At 45.8% G+C, this 18,906-nt stretch carries 14 protein-coding genes and 1 pseudogene; 4 read left to right on the top strand and 11 right to left on the bottom strand.

What is annotated here, in order from left to right; genetic code table 11:
- Positions 1-50: 50 nt before the first annotated feature.
- Entirely contained in the window at positions 51-851 is an 801-nt protein-coding gene (locus GJS45_RS11050) for an N-acetylmuramoyl-L-alanine amidase family protein (RefSeq protein WP_162341860.1), read from the bottom strand.
- Between the two features lie 63 nt (positions 852-914).
- Between GJS45_RS11050 and GJS45_RS11045 the strand changes: the two genes are divergently transcribed.
- The gene (locus GJS45_RS11045) at positions 915-3,683 is read left to right on the top strand and encodes a putative LPS assembly protein LptD (RefSeq protein ID WP_235954712.1); all 2,769 of its coding nucleotides are present in this window, start codon (positions 915-917) and stop codon (positions 3,681-3,683) included.
- A 127-nt stretch (positions 3,684-3,810) separates the two neighbouring features.
- Here GJS45_RS11045 and GJS45_RS11040 read toward each other — a convergent pair whose 3' ends face one another.
- The 8 genes from GJS45_RS11040 to GJS45_RS11005 all read right to left on the bottom strand — a co-directional run bounded on the left by GJS45_RS11040 (position 3,811) and on the right by GJS45_RS11005 (position 13,519).
- On the bottom strand, positions 3,811-5,028 hold the full coding sequence (locus GJS45_RS11040; RefSeq protein WP_162341858.1) for an arginine deiminase: 1,218 nt from the start codon (positions 5,026-5,028) through the stop codon (positions 3,811-3,813).
- Between the two features lie 60 nt (positions 5,029-5,088).
- The gene (locus GJS45_RS11035; RefSeq protein WP_162341856.1) at positions 5,089-5,937 is read right to left on the bottom strand and encodes a prephenate dehydrogenase; all 849 of its coding nucleotides are present in this window, start codon (positions 5,935-5,937) and stop codon (positions 5,089-5,091) included.
- A 7-nt stretch (positions 5,938-5,944) separates the two neighbouring features.
- Entirely contained in the window at positions 5,945-7,093 is a 1,149-nt protein-coding gene (locus GJS45_RS11030; protein WP_162341946.1) for a pyridoxal phosphate-dependent aminotransferase, read from the bottom strand.
- Positions 7,093-7,920 carry a prephenate dehydratase gene (locus GJS45_RS11025; RefSeq protein ID WP_162341854.1) on the bottom strand — a complete coding sequence of 276 codons (828 nt, stop codon included), beginning with the start codon at positions 7,918-7,920 and terminating at the stop codon, positions 7,093-7,095. The genes GJS45_RS11030 and GJS45_RS11025 overlap by 1 nt, the downstream gene beginning before the upstream one ends.
- Positions 7,921-8,025: 105 nt before the next feature.
- Entirely contained in the window at positions 8,026-9,252 is a 1,227-nt protein-coding gene (locus GJS45_RS11020) for a 3-phosphoshikimate 1-carboxyvinyltransferase (protein WP_162341852.1), read from the bottom strand.
- 50 nt (positions 9,253-9,302) lie between these two features.
- A complete protein-coding gene (gene aroB, locus GJS45_RS11015) occupies positions 9,303-10,340 on the bottom strand; it encodes a 3-dehydroquinate synthase (protein WP_162341850.1) in 1,038 nt (345 codons plus the stop codon).
- A 160-nt stretch (positions 10,341-10,500) separates the two neighbouring features.
- Entirely contained in the window at positions 10,501-11,607 is a 1,107-nt protein-coding gene (locus GJS45_RS11010) for a chorismate mutase (RefSeq protein WP_162341848.1), read from the bottom strand.
- Positions 11,608-12,019: 412 nt separating this feature from the next.
- The gene (locus tag GJS45_RS11005) at positions 12,020-13,519 is read right to left on the bottom strand and encodes a hypothetical protein (RefSeq protein WP_162341846.1); all 1,500 of its coding nucleotides are present in this window, start codon (positions 13,517-13,519) and stop codon (positions 12,020-12,022) included.
- Positions 13,520-13,756: 237 nt separating this feature from the next.
- Between GJS45_RS11005 and GJS45_RS11000 the strand changes: the two genes are divergently transcribed.
- A complete protein-coding gene (locus tag GJS45_RS11000) occupies positions 13,757-14,959 on the top strand; it encodes a proline dehydrogenase family protein (protein WP_162341844.1) in 1,203 nt (400 codons plus the stop codon).
- A gap of 14 nt (positions 14,960-14,973) precedes the next feature.
- The gene (gene lysS, locus GJS45_RS10995; RefSeq protein ID WP_162341842.1) at positions 14,974-16,698 is read left to right on the top strand and encodes a lysine--tRNA ligase; all 1,725 of its coding nucleotides are present in this window, start codon (positions 14,974-14,976) and stop codon (positions 16,696-16,698) included.
- Positions 16,699-16,774: 76 nt separating this feature from the next.
- Here lysS and GJS45_RS10990 read toward each other — a convergent pair.
- A pseudogene (locus tag GJS45_RS10990) lies at positions 16,775-16,924 on the bottom strand (DinB family protein); the annotation flags it as partial.
- A gap of 30 nt (positions 16,925-16,954) precedes the next feature.
- Between GJS45_RS10990 and GJS45_RS10985 the strand changes: the two are divergent.
- A complete protein-coding gene (locus GJS45_RS10985) occupies positions 16,955-17,665 on the top strand; it encodes a ThuA domain-containing protein (RefSeq protein ID WP_162341840.1) in 711 nt (236 codons plus the stop codon).
- A gap of 74 nt (positions 17,666-17,739) precedes the next feature.
- Here GJS45_RS10985 and GJS45_RS10980 read toward each other — a convergent pair whose 3' ends face one another.
- Complete coding sequence (locus tag GJS45_RS10980; protein WP_162341838.1) at positions 17,740-18,768, bottom strand: sugar phosphate isomerase/epimerase family protein; 1,029 nt, start codon at positions 18,766-18,768, stop codon at positions 17,740-17,742.
- Between the last annotated feature and the right edge of the window lie 138 nt (positions 18,769-18,906).

Genomic DNA, 18,906 nt, shown 5'->3' with positions numbered 1-18,906 from the left:
TAATTTCTCCTTGAGCCTACCTTCCGGGCCGAATTGTTAGCGCTCCAGCGTTACAAGGATTCGATCTCTTCTTTGTAAGCTTTGATTGCGCGGAAAATGCCGGATGCAACAAAGGTTTGGCCGCTTTTACTGTTTAGATAGCGTTCCTCACTATTATTGGAAAGGAAACCCGCCTCGATCAAAACACTGGGCATGCTGGTGGTCCACAACACATAAAAGGGTGCTTGCTTTACCCCCCTTGAGTGTCGATTAACGCGTGTGGAAAAGTCGGTTTCAATTTTCTCGGCCAGAGATAAACTATTGGAAAAATAAGCTTTTTGCATCAGGTTAAACATCATATAGGATTCAGGCGACTGGGGGTCAAAACCCTCGTAATTCTCCTGATAGTCATCCTCCAGCAAGATCACCGCATTTTCCCGTTTGACAATTTCAAAATTAGCGTTGAAATTTTTGTTCCCCATAACAAACGTTTCGGTGCCATGAACCCGGGAGGAAGTGGTGGCATTGCAATGGATGGAGATAAAAAGATCAGCCCTGTTTCGGTTGGCGATATTGGCCCGCTCCTTCAATTCGATAAACCTGTCTGTGGTACGGGTATAAATCACTTCTACCTCCGGCAATAATTCCTCCACGTAGCCCCCTACTTTAAGTGCCAGGGCCAGGACGACGTCTTTTTCACGGGAAGTAGAACCGATCGTTCCAGGGTCTTTTCCTCCATGCCCTGCGTCAATAACGATTCGTCGAAGTTTAAACTCTGTTTTTTTCTCTCCTACCCTGGTAAAAGCGGAAAAAACAAAGGCTACAGAGAGCAATGAAATTAAAAGAATATTTTTCAACCTGGTTCGTTTCATAAACGTTAATAACCTTAACTTTACGCAAAATTTAGAAATTTTTAAAGCAAACAGAAATTATTGGTGCATTATCTTACCCGCGCTTTTCTTTCCATAGGTATCCTTACGCTTTTTGGGCAGGCGGTGTTTGGTCAGGAAACCGAAAAAGACAGCTCCGGCGAATTGGAACTAGCCGCACCAGATAGCCTGGGACGACCTACAGTGGAGTCCGATACCCTGCTTCCTACCCTTCCCGATAGTATCCTACAGATATCCCCCGAAGAACTGGAGGCAGCCATCCAGGAAGAAATCGGAGATATAACTACCACTATCAATTATTACGCCGAAGACAGCATTATTTCTGATTTTTCCCAAAACAAAGTCTTCCTGTATAAAGGAGCCTGGTTTGAATACGGCAACATCCGGCTGGATGCCGATTACATCATTATTGACTGGGAGAATTCAGAATTGTTTGCCTCCGGTCTGGAAGACAGTACCGGCGTGGCCCAGGGAAACCCTGTCTTTAAAGAAGGCAACAGCACCTACGAGATCCGAAAACAGATGCGCTATAATTTTGAAAGTCAAAAAGCCATCATTTCCGATGTGGTGACCCAACAGGATGAAGGGCTGCTACGTGGAGAAACCGTAAAAAAAACCAAAGATGGATCCGTATATCTGAGCAATGGTTTTTACACGACCTGTGATCTGGTCGAACCACATTGGCATATCTCCTCTTCCAAAATCAAGTCCGTTCGCGGCAAACACGTGATTTCAGGACCTTTCAACCTGTATTTTAATAACATTCCAACACCTTTGGGACTTCCTTTTGGAGTCATTCCGGATACGCCGGAAGAACAAACCTCCGGGATTATCTTCCCTTCCTACGGAGAGGAGCAGCGACGTGGCTTTTTCCTTAGGGACTTTGGGTACTACTTTGCGTTCAATGATTACGTTCATACCCGGGTGACGGGAGAAATCTTCTCTAAAGGAGGCTATGGACTGAAAACAGCCTCCGTTTATAATAAAAGGTACCGATATAGAGGTGGGCTGAATATCGACTACCAGAAATTCCAGAGCCCTGAAACAGCCGAGCAACCACTTGAATACGATGCCTTTTGGTTTCGCTGGAATCACAACCCAGAGACAAGAGGCAATTCCCGCTTCTCGGCATCCGCTAACTTTGGAACCAAATCGTATAACGATAATATTTTGAATCAAGGGAATTTTCAGCAAAACCAGCAATCTGACTTCTCTTCCAATATTTCCTACAGCAAAACCTTTACCGGCACCCCCTTTAGCATGTCTGCTAACCTCCGGCATTCCCAAAATCAGGTAACCGACGAAGTAAACCTACTGCTTCCGGATGTGGCAGTAAATATGAACCGCCAAAACCCCTTTCGAAACATTCGCTTCGAACCCCTGAAAACATTGAATGTTGCCTGGAATTTTAATGCCCAAAATTCGATCAACAACCGGATTACACCGGAATTGGGAGTGGACCCCAACTTGCAACAACAAATTGAGGAGCTGGGACAGCCTTCCGCTCCGGATGTGCTTCCTTTTACCTTTGCCAATCTCCCGCAATTGCTTCGTGACGCGGACAATGGCTTTCGACATACCGTCCCCATTTCATCTAATTTCAGTCTTTTCCGCTTTTTCACAGGAACAGCTTCCATGAATTTTACTGAAATCTGGTACCTTGATCGGATAAATTACTACTATAATCCTGCCGAAGAACGGCTGGATCGTATACTGGAAAACGGCTTCAACCGGATTAATTATTACAATTCCTCCTTTAACCTGTCAACCAATATTTATGGCTTCTACACCTTTCGGGAGGGGTCAAAAATCGAGGCCATCCGTCACCACATGCAGCCTACTTTTGGCTTTACCAGTACGCCGGATTTTTCAGATCCCAAGTACGGATATTACCAGGAAGTGCAAACCAACAGCAGCGGCCGTATGCAACGACTTTCCCGCTACCAGGGCTTTATTTACGGAGGAGCCCCCATGGGTGAATCCAAGGCCTTGACTATCAGTATCCGGAATGTGGTGGAAGCCAAGGTGAGAACTGAAAGCGATACGGCAGAAGCCGAAACCAAGAAAGTACCCATCCTTCAAACCTTAAACGTATCGACCGGCTATAACTTCGCCGTGGATTCTTTCAATCTGGCTCCGTTGAATTTCAACACCCGAACCACTCTTTTTGACAAGAAATTATCGGTAAACCTGAATGCAAACTTTGACCCTTACGCCACCAGAACTTTCACCAATGGAGAGCAGCAGGTGACTCGCCGAGTCAATGAATTTGCCTGGAAAAGAGGACAAGGTCTGGGTACCATCCGCAGGGCCTCCCTAAATATCAATGGCAGCCTCAACCCCAGTAAAACGGAACAATCCCCGGGAGAGGTTCGGGACGAACTTACCAATGAATTTTTAAATCAGGGAGGACAAATGGATGAATTTGTGGAAAACGAAATCAACCGGATCGCCAATGACCCTAGTCAGTATATTGACTGGTCTATTCCCTGGAACATGAACTTCAGTTACAATCTTAGTTACAGCAAAGCTACTACCGGGTCAACAAACATTACCCAGGCAGTCAATTTATCCGGAGATCTGAGCCTTTCGGAAAAATGGAAAATTAATTTCAACTCCGGATATGATCTGGCAGCAGCCAAGATCACCCAAACCATGATCGGTATTGCCAGGGATCTGCACTGCTGGCAAATGAATGTCAATTGGGTGCCTTTTGGCAGATTTACCTCCTACAATATCGACATACGCGTGAAATCCAATATATTGAGAGATCTAAAAGTATCCAGAAGACGGTCCTTTTTTGATAATTTTTGAGAAATATTCCGCTTTAGGGTCAGTATTGATTTTAAACAATAACCGGGGGCGCAGCCCACGGCTTGTTGACCACTAAATACCTCCAAGGAGGAACTGCCATTCCGTTGTTTTATTCCGATATAGCCTGTCAGCCCACAGGATTTCTGCTAATAGGCATACTCATGCACCTGGGCCCTCCCAAACCACGGGATAACTCCGAGGACGGCATTTCCAGCACCTCCACACCAAATTCGCGTAGGGCCCTATTGGTATGCTTGTTTCGATTATAAGAGATCACCTTTCCGGGCGCAATGGTAAAAACATTCGCGCCATCAAACCATTGCTCCCGGAGTGCATATTCCTGATTTACCTTATCTGTTCCAATAATCTCCAGGCCATGAATCTCTCTTTTTAAAATTTCCCGCAAGGGTTCTTTGACATGCTGCCGCTTGATATGCACCTTGTCACCATCATCTTCCTTTCGGGTATACAATAGTATCTGCTGTACGGATTGAATGGCATCGGGATACGTCAACACTTTGTTTTGATCCAGAATGGTAAACACCGTATCCAGATGCATAAAATTCCGTTTTTTGGGAAGGTGGACTTCATAGACGCGCTCCACGCTACCGGAAGCAATGAGCTTTTTAGCGACATGGTAAATGGCCTTTTCTTCCGTCCGTTCGGAACATCCTATCGCTACGGCCTTTTCATTTAAAATAATAACATCTCCCCCCTCCAGCGATGCCGGGCTGTTGTGTGCAGTTGGAGGATAACATTTTTTGATTTTGTCCTTGAACAAGGGATGATTTTCAAAAATCATGCGTACCATGTTTGCCTCCCGTTGTCGTTCGGGTAGTCTCATCGAAGAAAATAGCACCCCGCCGGGTACGATTGCAGCGGTATCTCGCTGAAAGTACAAATTGGGGCAGGGAGGAATTAAGAATGCTACATCCAGTAAATCTACCAGTGAACGGGAACTTAACTTACCCCTAACTTCATGTACCTTAATACCCGAAATAAGCGCCCGGGTACACTCGGCCACCGAAAGAACTCCCAGCAAATCACTGGCGAGGTGTTCCAATCGTGAGGCAGCCAGGGCCTCCCGCATCAATGTCTGCAAAAGTTCCTTTTGACTCAGAATATCAGCCAACAAATCTTCGAAAAAATAAATCGTTGCCCCACAACTGTCTCGAATCAGGCGGGTAAACACATCGTGCTCCCGCTGCATCTCCTCCAAGTAGGGAACCTCCTCAAACAATAACAATTCCTTGTTATAGGGGGTCAGCCGGTCAATTTCCTTTCCGGGACGGTGCACCAACACCTCCCGAAGGGATTGGAATTCTGAATCTATGTTCAACTGCATATTAATAAAATTACAAAAAAAATCGAGATAATTTTATCAATCGGAAAAAATAGCCGCTTATTAATCCTTTAAATCTAAAATATCTCTGATTTTGTTTGCTTCGTTCATTTCCGAATTCAATCCGGTTTCGTCTCCATCTGCAATGAGTTGACGAAAGTGAGAGAGATGTTGGATGTAACTGTCCAAAGCCTCCAATACATTTTTTTTGTTTTCAAAAAAAATGGGGGCCCACATATCGGGAGAACTCTTAGCCAGACGAACGGTGGAAGCAAAACCACTGCCAGCCATATCAAAGATGTTTTTTTCGTCTTTGGTCTTATCCAATACGGTTTTTCCCAGTACGAAGGAAGAAATATGGGAAAGATGAGAAACGAAAGCTAAGTGCAGATCGTGTTCCACCGGATCCATAAAACGAAGTTTCATGTTCACTGCTTCAAAAACTTCATACGCCAGCCCCTTCAGGTGTACATCTGTCTTTTCCATTTCGCAAATGATCAACACCTTGCCATCAAACAAGTTGGCTTCCGCTGCCTTTGGACCGGAATTTTCAGTCCCGGCAATGGGGTGAACCGCCAGGTACTGCGCTCTTTTGGGATGGCTGCTCATTTTTTGGCAGAGTTCATCCTTGGTAGAACCGAAATCCATTAACAGGGTACCGGGTCCTACCTGAGCCAATGTTTTATCTATCAGAGGATACAACGTATCTACCGGAGTAGCGACGACGACCAGGGAGGTATCCGCGTCAGGAATTTCGAGCTTTTTACTAATCAACCCCATTTCGTGAGCAATATTCAGGTGTTCCGGATTCTGGTCAAATCCGGTCAGTTCCCATCCGGGAAGGGCTTTCTTTATTGCCAGGGCAAAAGATCCTCCCAATAATCCAAGGCCAATTAGGTGTACTTTTTTCATTTTGCTTCTAATTTGCAAGTCTATTCAATGCTTCTTTTATCTTTTCTTCTTTAACGCAGAGCGAAAATCGAACATAATCCGTTCCCCTGCTTCCAAAAATCTCTCCCGGAGTGATGAAAATATCTTTTTCGTACAATAGCCGATCCACCAGCTCGGGTGCGGAAACGGATGTAGGAACTTTAGCCCAAACAAACATGCCGGCACCTCCCGGCTGCACCTTCAAATGCAAAACGCCTGCCATTTCCAACACCAGCTTCTTTCGTGCTCCATAAATAGCGTTCATAGAGGTAATCCAGGCCTCGTCCAGATTTAAAGCGGCAATGGCCCCTTCCTGAATTCCCAGAAACATACCGGAATCCATATTGCTTTTGACACGCAATACGGCCTGCAGATAATCCCGCCTTCCCGCCAACATGCCTACACGCCAACCGGGAATATTGAAGGTTTTACTGAGAGAATTTAACTCTAGTACCTGGTCTTTAGCTTCGGGTAATTCCAGTATACTTCTCGGTTGATCGTTCAAAATAAAACTGTACGGATTGTCGTGTACCAGCAAAATGGAATTTCTTTTGGCGAAGTTGAGTAGTTTACCAAAGAGCTCCTGGCTGCCACTTTCTCCGGTAGGCATGTGAGGATAATTAACCCACATCAGCTTTACTTTGGTTAAATCCATGTTTTCCAACGCCTCCCAGTCGGGTTCCCATTGGTTGTTTTCCAGCAGGTCAAAATAAACCGGCGTAGCGTTTAGAAGCCTGGTTACGGATGTATAGGTAGGATAGCCCGGGTTCGGCACCAACACTTCATCCCCTTCGTTTAAAAAAGCCAGAGAAATATGCATGATCCCTTCTTTCGAGCCCATTAGTGGGAGAATCTCAGATTGAGGGTCCAGCGATACACCGTAATTTCTGGAATAAAACTCCGACATGGCCTTTCTCAACCGGGGGATACCCTGGTAGGATTGGTAACCATGGGCTTCCGGAAGATCTGCCGTCTGCTTGAGGGCCTCGATCACCCGCGGGTCGGGAGGTAAATCAGGGCTTCCAATCCCCATATTGATTATGGGCCTGCCAGCTTCCCGAAGCTGCTGTACCTCCTTGAGCTTTTTGGAAAAATAATATTCCTGAACTTCTCCCAGCCGGTCCGAGTATCCCTTCATCATTTTCTGTTTTGGTATTCACCTAAAATTTTAACTGCTCCGTACTTTGCCTCTATCTGCTTCATGGCTTCGCCGAATTGATTTTCATCAGCAATGAGGGTATCTATAAAGAAGGTGTACTCCCAGGGCTTACTCATGACTGGAATCGACTGGATCTTGGTTAGGTCCAGATCGTATTCACTCATCACGGTGAGCAGTTTAGCCAAAACACCTTTTTCATTTCGAACGGTTATTTTGAGGCTTGCCTTAGTAGGAGGCATTTTCAGTACCGGTTTTTCCTTTGACAAAATTATAAAACGAGTGAAATTGTTGGCCACGGTTTGAATATCCCTGGCCAATATCTCCAACCCATAAAATTCTGCCGCTTTGGTACTGGCCACCGCAGCCAAACCGTTGATTTTTTGTTCGGCGATTACCTTGGCAACATAGGCAGTATCCACATCGTCTACTGCTTTAATTTCAGGATGCAAGGCAAAAAATTGCTTACACTGCAAAAGCGCCATGGGATGTGACCGGGCTTCCCGAATAGCTCCCAATTGCTGGCCGGGAAGTGCCATCAGATTGTGCGAAATGGGCAGGTAATGTTCGTCGATTACAAATAAGGCATGCCTGTCTATGATATCGTAATTAGGTAGAATAGCTCCTGCAATGGAATTTTCTATGGCCATTACCGCATAGTCTACACTACCCTCTTCCACGCTGCGGGCAACTTCCTCGAAGGTATGAAAACCGGCCACTTCCAATTGCTCGCCAAAATACTGTTGGGCAACCTGATGGTGAAAGGAACCCAACACACCCTGAATGGCTACTTTTACTTTTTTCTCCAAAACCTGTTAATTTTTTATCTGTATTATAAACTGAAATTTCCTGAAAAAGAAAGCTACAGAAAATGTGTAAAACACAGCATTTTCATTTTGCCCATCGGTTCCAAGCTACTCTCCAATAAGGGGCTGTATCCCCAGCAATTCGCAATGTTTCCAGAAACTCGGATAGGACTTGTTAACCACTTCCGGGTCTTCAATTTTCAACCGTGTTCGGGTCATCAAAGGCATAAATGCCATGGCCATCCGATGGTCGTCATAGGTGTGTATGTTCACGGCTTCTGGTATTTCCTGGGCAGGTAGCAGCGTAAACACACCGCCCCCCCCTTCTTCGAGTTTGGCACCGATTTTTGCCAGTTCTTGCTGCAAAGCATAAATTCGGTCCGTTTCTTTGATTCTCAAACTCTCCAATCCCAAAAAATCAGCGGTTTGTCCGGTCAGCGCGCAGGTCACGGCCACGGTCTGGGCCAGATCCGGGCAATGGGTAAAATCAAACGATGGCAAGCCCAACACCTCTGTCTTTTGCAGGCGAACGCCTCCTTCTTCAAAGGTGCTTTTTACCCCTAGCTGCTCCATGATTTCCACAATCCGGGCATCTCCTTGCAGGCTATCCGCTTTTAATCCTTCCAGAAACAACTCCCCTGACCCGGCAACAGCCAGCAGGCTAAACCAATAGCTGGCTCCCGACCAATCACTTTCCACCGAGAAGGGGGTAGCTTGATATGACTGAGGTTCAATCTGGATTCGATTGCCTTCAAACGAGTAATCTACCCCAAAGGCCTTCATCAACTCCAACGTCATGGTGATGTAAGTCACTGATCCCACTTTCCCTGTCAGGTTCAGGATCAACCCTTGGGGAAGCAAGGGGGCGTTCATTAGCACAGCCGATATATACTGGCTGCTCACATCTCCCCGAATACTGATTTCAGTAGCTTTTTGCCCTTCAAAACCCTTTATTCGTAAAGGTGGATATCCTTCCTTCCCAAGGTATTCGATTTCAGCCCCGATTTCCCGCAAAGCATCCACCAGAATTCCAATGGGTCGCTCACACATTCTAGGGGTGCCTGTCAGGGTCTTTATCTTGCCGTTCAGCGCTGCATAGGCAGTTAAAAAGCGCATGGTGGTACCAGCATCCAACACATCGTATACTTCGGGATCCTCCTTTAGCAGGCGAATCATGGTCTGGGTATCCCTGGCCTCGGCCAGATTGGAAAGGCTGTTTTTCCCCTTTGTCAGGGCATCAATGATCAATACCCGGTTGCTTTCACTTTTGGATGACGGCAGGGGGATTCGGATTTTTCCGAAAGTGTTTTTTAAGGGGAGTTCTATCGTGTTCATTTATGAAATGCGGTCTGGTAGGAACAATTAAATAACCGGATACGAAATAGTTAATTGTCCAAACTATTGTAATACTCCAATGCTTCTATTACGGCTTCCTTTCCTACCACTATATTGAAGTCACAGGTACCGATTCGTTTTAATAAGGAAAAGTTTAATGATTCACCATCATTCTTTTTATCCTGAAAACAGCGCTTGATGATCGCATCAAAGTCTGCGTCTGCAATCGAAATTTTCCCATAAATTGCTAACAACTTCTGCTCTATGCTTTCCAGATCCGCCTGGGGCATGCGTAAAAATTTGTGAGAAAGAAATGCTTCTGTCAGCATGCCTATGGCGATGGCTTCGCCATGCAGCAGATGATAGGGCGAGTCCAGGTAATGGGATTCAACGGCATGACCAATGGTATGCCCAAAATTGAGAATTTTCCTGAGCCCATCCTCCTTGGGGTCCTTGTCCACTACCTCCCGTTTGATCCCAACGGACACGGAAATAATGTCTTTCCACTGCTGATTTTGCCAATTTTCAGTTTTCAGGCTTTGAAAGTAGTTTTCATTTCGAACCAGTCCGTGCTTGATCACTTCTGCATACCCCGAGCGCAATTCCGCCTCGGGCAGGGTTTCTAAAAACTGATCACTAATCAATACTCCTTCCGGTTGATTGAAAATACCGATGTGGTTTTTAAACCCGTTGAAATCTATGCCGAGTTTTCCTCCAACGCTGGCATCTACCTGCGAAAGAAGGGTGGTGGGGATATTGACAAATCGAATCCCTCTTTTATAGGTGCTGGCGCAGAAGCCACCCATATCACCGGCCACCCCTCCGCCAATATTGACTATTAGGGATTTACGGTCCAGATTCGTATCCGTCATCCATTGCCAGATACCCTGACAGCTGTCCAGATTTTTATGCTTCTCTCCCGCCTCAAACGCATACATGGAATGCGCGGGGAGTTCATCGGATAGAATAGGGTAACAGTGATTGATGGTATGGCTGTCCATGATCAACCCTAATTTGGAATATTTTTTGGTGCTTAGATAGCGCTGTAAATCCTGCGCAATGTTGGAAGAAAATATAATTGTTTCCAAGGCTGGTTTTTTTGGTAAAGATAAAAAATTAAACCCGTTTTATTTTTCAGAAATTTGTACATCAAGCTTGCAGGCTGATACGATTACTCCTATCGTGTTGCCTAGCTACTCTAAAAAAGCCGAATGCACCATTTTTCCTAAAATAAAACGGGTTTAATCACTAAACAGACTTTCCGGAAGGTTGTTGTTCCCTGAGTTTTTTCTCTTGCCGCTTTACCGATTCTTCGTGAATGCAATAAAGTAACTCCTTCATAAACTTCTCGCTCAGATTTTTGACCATTCCCTTCTGAGTCCTGGAATCCATCACTTGCTTCCAGCGATCTGACTGAAATACGGTCAGGTTATGCTCCCGTTTGTGAGCTCCTATCTGATCAATAATGGAAAAGCGTTCTGCCAACAAATCCAATAGCTGATCATCTAAATGATCAACCGCATTTCTCAGGTCCTGAAGCTTTTCGGAAGGATGTTCCATTTCAAGAGTATGCTTGAAATCAATCTGATCAAGAATTTCCCGCAGTTGACGAGGAGTGACCTGCTGCTTGGCATCACTCCAGGCATTGTCCGGATCGTGATGCGTTTCGATCATTAGCCCATCCAGGCCAAAGTTAATCGCTCGTTGTGAGGTTTCCAGGATTCCGGTTCTGTTTCCTACAATATGACTCGGGTCGTTGATTACCTGCATCCCTTTCCATAACCTTTTCAGGTGAATGGGCATCGACCAGTTGGGCTTATTACGAAACTTTTTGTCGTAAGCATCACTGAACCCCCGGTGGATCGCTGCCAGTTTGTTGACTCCCACAGCTTGTAGCCTTTCCAAGGCTCCTCTCCAAAGCTCCAGATCGGGATTCATGGGGTTTTTAACCATTACCGGAATGTCTACGCCTTTCAAGGCATCGGCGATTTCCTGTACGGCAAAGGGGTTAACGGTTGTTCTCGCACCAATCCAAAGGATATCAACACCATGTTTCAACGCAGACTCTACATGAGCGGCATTTCCTACTTCGGTGGTGATAGGAATATTGAGCTGATGACGAACAATTTCCATCCATTTCAACCCGTCTTCCCCGATACCTTCAAAACTTCCCGGTCTGGTTCTGGGTTTCCAAATCCCAGCCCGGAATACATCCGGAACAACGTTGGCTTCTTTCATGTCTACACAAACCTTTTCGATTTGTTCGGGAGTTTCTGCACTGCAGGGTCCGGCGATGATCAGGTGCTCCTTGTCCAGGCCCAGGCCCCAATCTTTCGTTTGTAAGTGATTTTCCATTTTTGATTTTTGGTTAATAAAAAAGCCCGACTCTCTCGAATCGGGCTTTAAGTTTGTTTATCTTTAGTTATATTTTTTCAAGACAATACGCAGCTCCGATTCGGCCTTGGGGTCGAAAGTAAAAGTAAAAAAAGCTAAAATAGGTAGCTGCAAATTTTTTCATGCGTCAAATGTAATCTTTCCCAATTTAAAAATCAAACAGTTATTCTTTTTTTTAACGCCAATAATTGAATTATACGCCACTATTTTCTTATCCCAAACTTTTGCCATCTTTTTTTCTGCGAAAGTTAGGATTGCGAACCAAAAACCTCCACCTCCCCGGCTCCCCTTATCAGCTGCCCTGCAAACCGGATCTAACATCCAACCATCAAAATCCTGTCCTGCTGGCAAACCCAGAAAACAAATCAACGCCCTATTTTTCATCTCGCATTATCTTGAGAAAAACCGCCAGCGGACTGGCTACCGAGGTAAGGTATACGGGGTTTTGTGAATAACCATCGGGGTTAAAACATTCGTAAGGGGCTCCAAAAGCAGCTCCCTTTCGGAAATCATTTTCCTTCAACTCAGCTATGTATTCAGTCAGCAGCTTCCTGGCAGCTTCCGGATTTACTTGATTAATGGCATGGGCCACCCAACCGACAGGAGTCCCCCAGTAAGCTCCGTTTTGGTACTGATTTTTGGGAGCCATCGATTTTTCCCATACCCTATCAGCATCAAAATCATGGCTGGTAAGGACATGCCGAATATTTCCCCGATAACTCAAGGTACCGTTTTCATAAGCCTTCGCCAAAGCACGGCAGGCAGTATCCCTGGCTTTCCCCTGTAAGAGTCCTTCATATACGGCAAGTGCGGTGCCCCAGACATCGGGCTGATTACTGCTCTCCGAAGAAGCTCTTAACAAGCCACTGGGATCCTGAAAAACCGCTGGAGCGGCCTCTTGAATGCTTTGTGCTATTTGGAGATAGTTGCCGCTCATTGCTTTATTCCCAATTCGGTCGAAAATATCCGCTAATTGCTTTGCAGCCCTGAATTTTAAAACAGAAGGATACAACAAATCTCCTGTAATTTGGATGGCATCTCTGAATCCAAAATCCACCCCTCGCAATGCCTCAGTACAGAAAACCAGGTGATTTTCCTCCCGGGCAGGAGATACATGAAAAGCCATAAGCAGGCGATCCATCAGGCTCTTGCCTTTAACTATTTCCTCAATTACGCCTACCTCGTTTTCGGTCTGGATCAGGTAATGAGCCATGTGAATGAAAAAGAAAGCATCTCCTAAAGGTGGCAGGATTCCCCATTCTTTGCTACCCTGCAATTCATAGCTGTAGGTACCCGGAAAATAGATCGGTAAACCGTCATCGATTCGGATATGGTCGGGTATGGAACCTAATGGGATCAAACTCCCCCCACTCGTTATCCAGCTCTGATCTGCCTGCGCTGCGGCGGTAAGGAAAAGCATGTGTCTTTGTTCCTCCGGGGAAATCATTCCCGTCTCCAAAGCCATGGCATAATCCCGGATCCAAAAAGAGGGATAGGCATCTCTACCTCCAGGGCGGATCAAGGTGCCTCCAGTTCCATTTGCCCCAAAATTATCTGACACTACCTGGTTGGGGTAAATTCTGGATTGTTCCAGCACATCCCTGGTCATTGCTGTTAAAAAATTCAGATCGGCTGCCGAAATAAGCGAACGATCTGGAGCGGACTGTGCCATTGTACCGACTGAAAATGATGGATACAGCAATACTATATGAATGAAAATCGTAGCCCAAATAAAACCCGAGGCAAACCATCGTTCCGCTTTCGTCTTGCTGCGGAAAAGTGTCGTATGATTTTCCTGCAAGCCCTTGGGCGTTTGTTCCAGATAGGTCGGGAGCAATCCGCAGGGTATTATTTGAAATGGATGTGTTGTCATCTTGATTCAGATCGCTTTATCAATATTTTTCAGTAGTAGGATTCCTTGTTCCACAAGTACTCCCTTTCTTCGGTCCATCTCTGACTAAATTTACGATGTCTTTGTCCGGGCTAAAGGATCCTTACAAATTAGGTCAATTATCTGATGAAAATAAAGCGGAAGTCTGAAAGGATTCGATGAATTTGAAAACACAAATCCCTGTTCCTAGCTGTTTTTTTGGTATCTTTGCCGCCTATTATGGAAAAAAAACCGGCCTTTTCTTTTGACAATCTGGAGACTGCCTTTGCGCACCTTTCAGACAAAGCACTGAAAAAAACGCGGAACTTGTTTCGATTGATGCATTATCCTGTTTTGGTGAAAACGGGTCTTTGGCTGAGCAAACTGGCCTTTACACTGGGCATGCCGGTGAAAGGGTTTATCAAAAAAATCGTATTTCATCAGTTTTGCGGTGGAGAGACCATTGCTTCCTGCCGACCGGTCATGGCATCGCTGGATAGGTTTGGAGTGAAGTCCGTACTGGACTACTCGATAGAAGGAAAAAAGGAGGAAGCAAAACTAATGGCAGTTGCTGAAGAAATCGAACGCACTATAGCGGAAGCCGAAAAAAACGCCCACCTTGCTTTTGCCGTTTTCAAGGTTTCGGGAATCGCCGATACGGAACTATTGCAAAAGGTACAGGAGCAAAAACAACTATCGGAAGCTGAGAAGCAATCCTTCCTTAGGGCCAGAGACAGGTTTATGAGCCTGTGCGATCAAGCTGCTCAACGAAAGGTAAGGCTATTGGTAGACGGGGAAGAAAGCTGGTTTCAGGAAATAATCGACCAGTGGGTACAGGATGCCATGAGAACCCACAACAAGGAAGGGGCCATCGTATTCAATACCTTCCAGATGTACCGTAAGGACATGTTGCGCAGGCTTAAAGACGCGCGACATGACGCGGTGGCCCAAGGATATTTCCTGGGTGTCAAACTGGTAAGGGGTGCCTACATGGAAAAAGAAAGGGCGAATGCCGAACACAGAGGGGAGGAGGATCCCATCCACCCGACCAAACAGGCCACGGACGAAGCGTACAATGAGGCACTTAAGTTTTGCATCGATAATAAACAACGAGTCTCCTTGGTCAGCGGTTCGCATAATGAATGGAGCAATGCTTTGCTGGCGGAATTGGTCGATTTACACGGACTTTCCCGATCCGATGAACGAATCTACTTCTCCCAACTGTACGGCATGAGCGATCCCATTTCCTTTAATTTGGCTAAAGCGGGCTTTAATGTGGTTAAATACCTGCCTTACGGCCCAATAAAAGAAGTGCTTCCCTACCTGTCCCGAAGAGTAGATGAAAATTCAGGAATCTCTGGGCAAGCCAGCAAGGAACTACAACGAATAAATCAAGAATTGCGCAGGCGAAAAAGCCTGCCCAAACTTCCAACAATAGCATAACCACCTTTACACACATGCAATTACTGAACGAACAGGAGATAGAACGAAGAAAAGACAGGGAGGCGTTATTACAGCTGGGCATCGACCCCTACCCTGCCCTTTCCTACCCCATCAATGCCAGCTCGGCTGATATTCATAAAAACTACGAAAACCGTAAAAACGACTATAAGAATATCAGCATCGCCGGAAGGCTCATGAGCAGGCGCATCATGGGATCGGCAAGTTTTGCAGAGATTCAGGATAGTTTCGGCAGGCTGCAGATTTATGTGCGAAGAGACGATATTTGTCCCGAGGAGGACAAAACCCTTTACAATACCGTGTTTAAAAAGCTATTAGGTATTGGAGATTTTATAGGCCTCAAAGGATTTATTTTCACCACGCAAACGGGGGAAATTTCCCTCCACGTTCAGGAATTTACCTTGTTGTCCAAATCCGTAAAACCGCTACCGGTAGTAAAAAGGGATGATGAAGGCAATGTGTACGATGGCTTCACCGATCCGGAACTCCGGTACCGGCAGCGCTATGTAGACCTGATCGTCAATCCGGAGGTAAAAGCTACGTTTTTCACACGGTCCAGGGTAATATCTTCTATGCGCAGGTTTTTTGATGACCATGGCTGGCTGGAAGTAGAAACGCCTATTCTTCAGCAAGTTCATGGTGGGGCGGCTGCCAAACCTTTTGACACCCACCATAATGCATTGGATATTCCCTTATTTCTGAGGATCGCCAACGAGCTTTACCTGAAGCGATTGATCGTAGGGGGCTTCGAAGGGGTATACGAAATAGGGAAAATGTTCCGGAACGAGGGCATGGACCGGACCCACAACCCGGAGTTTACGTCCATGGAAATCTACGTGGCCTACAAGGATTACGTATGGATGATGGAAATGGTGGAAGAACTCCTCGGGCAGATTGCTAAAAGTGTATTGGGCACCACGCAGGCAAAAGTCGGAGATCATGTCATTGAATTCGCCGGTCCCTACAAACGGCTTTCCATGTTCGAAGCCATCCAGGAATATACAGGCATAGATGTCAGTAGCATGGATGAGACCGGTTTACGAAAAGTCTGCGCTGACCTGGACGTTGAAGTGGATGACAGCATGGGGAAAGGAAAACTCATCGATGAGATTTTTGGGGGAAAAGTGGAAGATCACCTGATCCAGCCCACCTACATCACAGACTATCCGATAGAAATGACCCCATTGGCTAAAAAGCATCGGGATAAACCAGAGTTGGTGGAGCGTTTTGAGCTTTTTGTAAATGGAAAGGAAATCGCCAATGCCTATACCGAGCTGAATGACCCGATCGATCAGCGGGAGCGATTCGAAGAACAACTCAAACTGGCTGAAAGAGGTGATGACGAAGCCATGGCCATGGATGAAGATTTTCTCCGGTCATTGGAATACGGCATGCCTCCAACTTCAGGATTGGGGATAGGAATAGATAGGCTTTGCATGCTCCTGACGAATAAAAGCACCATACAGGAGGTTTTGTTTTTCCCTCAAATGAAACCTGAAAAGAAAGTGAAAGTCGCTACCGATGAGGACTTCATGAGGGTAGGAATTCCTGGGGAGCTGATTCCGGTCATTCGCGAATTGAACATTCATACCATGGAACAGCTCAGGGCACAAAACCCAAACAAGTTTTTTAACGATGTTTGCGGCAAACGAAAAAAACTAAAACTAAACGTATCAAACCCCACGAAAGAAGAAGTGGAAAACTGGATTAATGCAGAATAAGAAAAAGCCCGAAGTTTTGAAAACTCCGGGCTTTTTTTTATCTAAAAATCGACTTGCTGATTCAGTGAAACCCAAATTACCGTTCCCAAAAATTGGGAGGAACGATACCTAGCGACCGCAGGTACACATAGCCCTGACCCCGGTGATGGATTTCATTGTCTATAAAATAAAATAAGGTGCAATAGGCTTTGTCTTCGTATTGATCGAAAGCGATCACCTTTTCCTGAACTTCAGAACCCAAACTAAATCCTACGAAATGAAAGCCACCCTTTCAACACTAGCCCTTACCTTTCTTTTAACGCATTTTTCCCTCTCACAGGATTTATCGGTGCTGGTACTGACGGGTGGACATGGTTTTAATAGACCTGCCTTTTTCGAAATGATGGATGACCTGTCGGGGATTCGCTATACTGAAATGGCCCATCCTGAAGCCCGTGAATACTTTTTAGAGAGGCACCATGGGGAATTCGACGTGCTGGTGTTTTATGACATGATCCAGGACATTTCTCCAGAAGAGAAAAAAGGCTTTGAAAAATTGGTTAAAAAGGGTATTGGACTCGTTTTTCTTCACCACGCTATCGTCTCGTACCAGGATTGGGACTTCTATCGGGATATCCTGGGCGGACGCTATGTTGAAAATGACGGCGATCCAGCCATTCAATCCAATTACAAGCATGAGGTTGACTTTAAAGCCCGTATTGTAAACAGAAGGAACAACATCCTAAATGGGGTCAAGGATTTTGACATATATGACGAAATCTATGGTAATGTTTGGATTTCGGAAACCATTAACCCCTTGCTTTCCACCGAGCAACCGGGCAGCATGCCTATTTTAGCCTGGACCCAACAACCCTATCGTCACACCCGCTCCGTTTATATTCAGCCGGGGCACGGGCCGGAAGTCTTTTTCCATCCCATGTACCGAAAACTACTGGCACAAAGCATTTACTGGGCCTCCGGCAAATGAATGCCGAAAATAGAATGATCGGTTATTATCAAAAAAGGTGACCCAAGGGTAGGCTGCCATTATCCCTGGGTAGCCTACACCAATAATTTGCGACAATGTTCCAGGCAATTTTGCACTTCTTTCACTGCATCGGAACCTTCCGGAACCTGATACTCCAATTCAATGGTTGCGGGAAAACGAAACTTCTCATCCCTAATCAAATGTAACATTTCCCGAAGCGGAGTGTCCCCTTCTCCCCAGGGCAGGTTTCCCTTTCCATTAGCTGGCGTCTGCCGGTCTTTGGTATGCATGCTCAGGATTCGCTTGTGCTGTTTTTTGAGCAATTCCATGATATCCGTATGACCGGCGGCAATGTAGTGGCCGGCATCAAAATTCAATCCGTTCGCCGGGCTTTGGGCAAGCGCAGTATCCCAAAAATCAAAGGTTTGCTGTTCGTGCCCATGATATCCTACGGACATTCGGTGTGTTTCTCCCATCTTTCCTAACTTCTGGGTATGCGCATCATCGGAGGGATGTTCCAGCGTCACATGCGAAGCTCCCAGCGCTTTCGCAGCGTTCATTCCATAAGCGATTTCAGCGTCGGAATTCCCTTTTCCGAAGGCAGCAGGCTTAAACGCATAAATGCTGACACCAGCATCTTTATACATTTTCCTAAATTGCTCGAAGGCCTTAAAATCAGTCTTGGACCGCCAATCGGACACCAGTTTCCCATAAGCCTCCGATTCCTTTTGCAGTTCCGCCAATTCCTTGGTTTCATCCGTGCTTAACGTTTCGCCCCTGCGTTGCTTGCCCATAAGCTGGTAAAACTTCCTTCTGTCAATCGTGGACTCCGGCATGCCCGCAAAGCTCTCGGCGGGTCCACCCATGAGCTCAATGGCGTTGATCCCACTTTCGGTAACATAGTTAAGCGTAGCTTCTGCACTTTGATCAGCCATCGAACGAAACGAATAGGTAATACAACCAACCTGTACCCCGTTAATTTTTGAATTCGGCTTATTGTAATTCCTGATGATCGCCGGCGCACCCTGAAGCCAGGCTGGTGAAACACCTACTCCTACGATTCCTAGAGCAGTTTTGATTAAAAAGGATCTTCTGTTATTCATGGGTCTTTGTTTTTGAATTGATAAGATAGTTTCCCATAAGCAAAAAAGGAATTTTTTTTTGATTATTCTGAGCAATAGAAACGCCGGATCAATTAGACCTCAACTCCTTGCTCATTTGAAGAACGGACTCATTCAACT

The sequence above is a fragment of the Cyclobacterium salsum genome, from assembly GCF_010119245.1.
GTDB classification, from domain to species: Bacteria; Bacteroidota; Bacteroidia; order Cytophagales; family Cyclobacteriaceae; genus Cyclobacterium; species Cyclobacterium salsum.
The sequence above is the reverse complement of the archived record's forward strand: the minus strand, read 5'-3'. Positions and strand labels throughout refer to the sequence as shown.